Source organism: Salipiger sp. HF18 (assembly GCF_011806505.1).
In the GTDB taxonomy this organism is placed as follows: domain Bacteria; phylum Pseudomonadota; class Alphaproteobacteria; order Rhodobacterales; family Rhodobacteraceae; genus Salipiger; species Salipiger thiooxidans.
This window is the reverse complement of the sequence record NZ_JAATOS010000508.1, coordinates 1-2,812: the sequence shown is the minus strand read 5'-3', so window position 1 is coordinate 2,812 and position 2,812 is coordinate 1. Positions and strand designations below refer to the sequence as shown.

Here is a 2,812-nt window from a genome sequence, read left to right as displayed (position 1 = left end):
TGCCCGCCGTGGCATCCTGATCAGACTCGGACCTCTCCGAAGGTCCACGCTCCTACACCACGCGCGGGGGCACTATCTTCTGCTTCATCGCCCGCTGCCGAGATGCCTTCATACGCAGCTCGGCATTTTCCTTCCTGATCTGGCCCAGTGGGCGAAGGGGCATCAGCTCGCGATTGAGTTGCACGCGATCGGCTTTGACGTATTTCGGCAGTTTTCCGATACGGAAATCATGCCGCCGCGTGCCCTTCGCTTTCGACATGGTACGGGGTTCGATACGGATCGAGACAGCACGGGGGTTGCCGTCTTTCGAATTCAGAGCGGGGGTGTCGAGAACATCTTTCATGTCTCACAGAATCTGCGGGACCGGCGAAAATCCGAAATGCGATTTGTCGTCAGATCATCTTTTTTGCGCCCTCCCCCGCAGGGCATGGCAGAGCCTACTAGAGATAACCACCCGACTTGCGTCCGGTGTTATCTCTCTTCGGCGAAGGGGAACGCTGCGCATCCCCCTTTCGAAACCCCCAGCCGAAGGGGCCTCGCCCCTCTCGACACCCCCGCGCCGAAGGCGCCTTCCCGGAAGCGATCGCACGTCGCTCGGCTCATAAACCGGCAAGCACCTCCTGTACTACTCGGCACTAGATCCGAACGGTCCACCGGCCTGTTCGCGAGAGGAACCCCCTCCTCGTCGCCTGCATGCAGGGCTTCGCCCTCCCCTAGCCCACTGCGGCCAGCAGCCTGCTGGACCCGCTCTGACTGGGCTAGAATGCCATATAATTTTGCGGTTTTCACTCGTGAGAGATGCTGCCGCGAATGCTGACCTTTGTTCGGCACTCCGGCATATCTGCTCTGTGTCCCTACCCTGACCGACTACTGCTTCGCAGCATCATCGGTCATGGAGAGCCACTGTACGAGTGCCCTCCTAATCATCTCGGGGCGAGTGGGTACATCCGCCTCCCGGCGCCGCCGGTCATCGATCGCATCTATCATTTCTCGAGGCAGTCGGAGCGTGAGAGCTTCGGTATCTTTCTTCGGAGGCGCCATCAATATTACCATTTTGATGTTGACATCATAATAGTATGATCCCATATTGAACGGGCAGAGGCAAGAGATCCTACCCTCTCGCCCTGCCCTGACCTTGTACGATCATCTGGAGATCATCCATGGCTACCATCATCGCTACCACGCCGTTTGGCGTGACGGAAGCATCGCGCGACCTGTTTTCGCACAGCACTATCTCGCGCCGGTTCACGCAGTTGAACATCGCGCTCTCGAAGTACATCGAGTTCGTACGGGATCTGGAGGCGGCCGACTGCTTCGACCTCGCGTTCCAGGCCTGGATCGCCGACGCCGAGGCGGCGCGGAAAGACGCGTTGCAAGCGACGGACGCGATCACCGCGTCACCGCTCGAGCGTCTCGAGGACCGGCCTCTCAAGCGTTCGGCCTTGCTCACGCGGGCGCTGATCGTGAACGACAACGACGTCGAGTTCACCGCGCTCCATCGCTTGCTCCACAGCTTCGCTCCGCTCTTCGCCTGCTGCGCTTCCGGCGCCGTGGGGGCGCGCGTGCAGCAGATGTTGGAGACCTGCCACTCCCACCTCGACGCCATTGCCGATCTTGGCGAGTTCAATGACCCGGTCGCGGCCTCGGCCGAGCCGTGTTCCGTTGCCGAACCGGATACGCTGATCGAGACCTGCGCGATCTGATCTCCCCGCCTTTCAGCTGACCAGCCGGCGCGCGATCCGCGCCGGGCGGGTCCCCCGTGTCTACTCACACATTACGCGTGTCGCCCACCGCGCCCTCACGGGCAGCGGGCTGGCCACGCTCTGCCCGGAGGCTCTCTCATGACCCAACCTGACCACAACATCCCTCCGATCATGTCTCTCCCCGTGACGACGCCGGTCCCTGCGCATTGGCAGCAGATGGCGCGCGACAAGGAGTTTCGGCTCACGCGCCGTGGTGCGGATCGGTATCAGATCATGCTCGAATGCGACCACTGCGGCGGGGGAGCACCGCAGCAAGCGCAATGTGCTGATGGACCACACGCCGCTTTGCCCACATTGCATCGAGCAACGCTGGCGCGAAGATGCCAGATCCGTCGGTCTCGAATTGCTGCACCGCGACCCGGACGATCATAGGCATGGATTCTACCGTGCCGCCTGTGGCCACTCCATCCGTCGGCAGTTCGGACGCGTCCGTCAAATCGCGCGCGGCAAACATGCGCTGCGCTGCGAGACTTGCCTCCGACATGTGGAAGAAGCCGAGGCGCGCACTGCGGGTTGAGAGCTGCTCGGCCCGTCACGAGATCGCGGTTCGAGCTATCGCCGCTATCGACACAGCTGCGGACATGTTCAGGAGTTCGCGCGTGCCAACATGCAAACCGAGCGGATCTGCTGCGGCGGGTGCGGCGTCAGCTGGGCGACGGCGCCGAGCTTTATCTACTGCATGCGCTTCAAAATTCCCGACTCGTCGTCCATGACCAAGCTCGGCTTCTCGAAAAATCCGCGCAGCCGGCTTCACCACCAGCTGATGTGCAGTCCCGAGATCGGCGGCACCATCTTGCGGACAGTCGCTATGTCCACGGGCCGTGCGGCCCAAAGCCTCGAGAAGCGCATGCATGGCGCCCTGAAGCGCACGCATCCCAGCGCGATCATCCCGCCTGCCAGGTACCGGGAGCATCTGCGCGTGAAGTCAGAGATCTACGAGGCACGGCTCGAGCCCACGATCCTGGCCATGTTGAACCAGCTCGGCACCGGCGCCGACCTCTCCGTCTGATCCCGCCCTCTTCCCCCACTCCCCTCCCCTTTTTTCATGG

At 62.2% G+C, this 2,812-nt stretch carries 4 protein-coding genes; 2 read left to right on the top strand and 2 right to left on the bottom strand.

Annotated features, from left to right (window positions below; translation table 11 throughout):
* Window positions 1–52 precede the first annotated feature (52 nt).
* Together HC022_RS23255 and HC022_RS23250 are read right to left on the bottom strand one after the other, a co-directional pair.
* Complete coding sequence (locus HC022_RS23255) at window positions 53–343, bottom strand: hypothetical protein (protein WP_167453986.1); 291 nt, start codon at window positions 341–343, stop codon at window positions 53–55.
* 524 nt (window positions 344–867) lie between these two features.
* On the bottom strand, window positions 868–1,041 hold the full coding sequence (locus HC022_RS23250; protein WP_167453985.1) for a ribbon-helix-helix protein, CopG family: 174 nt from the start codon (window positions 1,039–1,041) through the stop codon (window positions 868–870).
* Window positions 1,042–1,160: 119 nt separating this feature from the next.
* Here HC022_RS23250 and HC022_RS23245 point away from each other — a divergent pair, with 119 nt between their 5' ends.
* Together HC022_RS23245 and HC022_RS23240 are read left to right on the top strand one after the other, a co-directional pair.
* Window positions 1,161–1,703 (top strand): hypothetical protein, encoded by a 543-nt coding sequence (locus HC022_RS23245; protein WP_167453984.1) that lies wholly within the window; start codon window positions 1,161–1,163, stop codon window positions 1,701–1,703.
* Window positions 1,704–2,370: 667 nt separating this feature from the next.
* Window positions 2,371–2,772 (top strand): hypothetical protein, encoded by a 402-nt coding sequence (locus HC022_RS23240; protein ID WP_167453983.1) that lies wholly within the window; start codon window positions 2,371–2,373, stop codon window positions 2,770–2,772.
* The last annotated feature ends 40 nt before the right edge of the window (window positions 2,773–2,812 follow it).

Coding starts and splice junctions, on each gene's coding strand:
- HC022_RS23250 (WP_167453985.1), bottom strand. CDS start 1,041: ATGGCGCCTCCGAAGAAAGATACCGAAGCTCTCACGCTCCGACTGCCT.
- HC022_RS23255 (WP_167453986.1), bottom strand. CDS start 343: ATGAAAGATGTTCTCGACACCCCCGCTCTGAATTCGAAAGACGGCAAC.
- HC022_RS23240 (WP_167453983.1), top strand. CDS start 2,371: ATGCAAACCGAGCGGATCTGCTGCGGCGGGTGCGGCGTCAGCTGGGCG.
- HC022_RS23245 (WP_167453984.1), top strand. CDS start 1,161: ATGGCTACCATCATCGCTACCACGCCGTTTGGCGTGACGGAAGCATCG.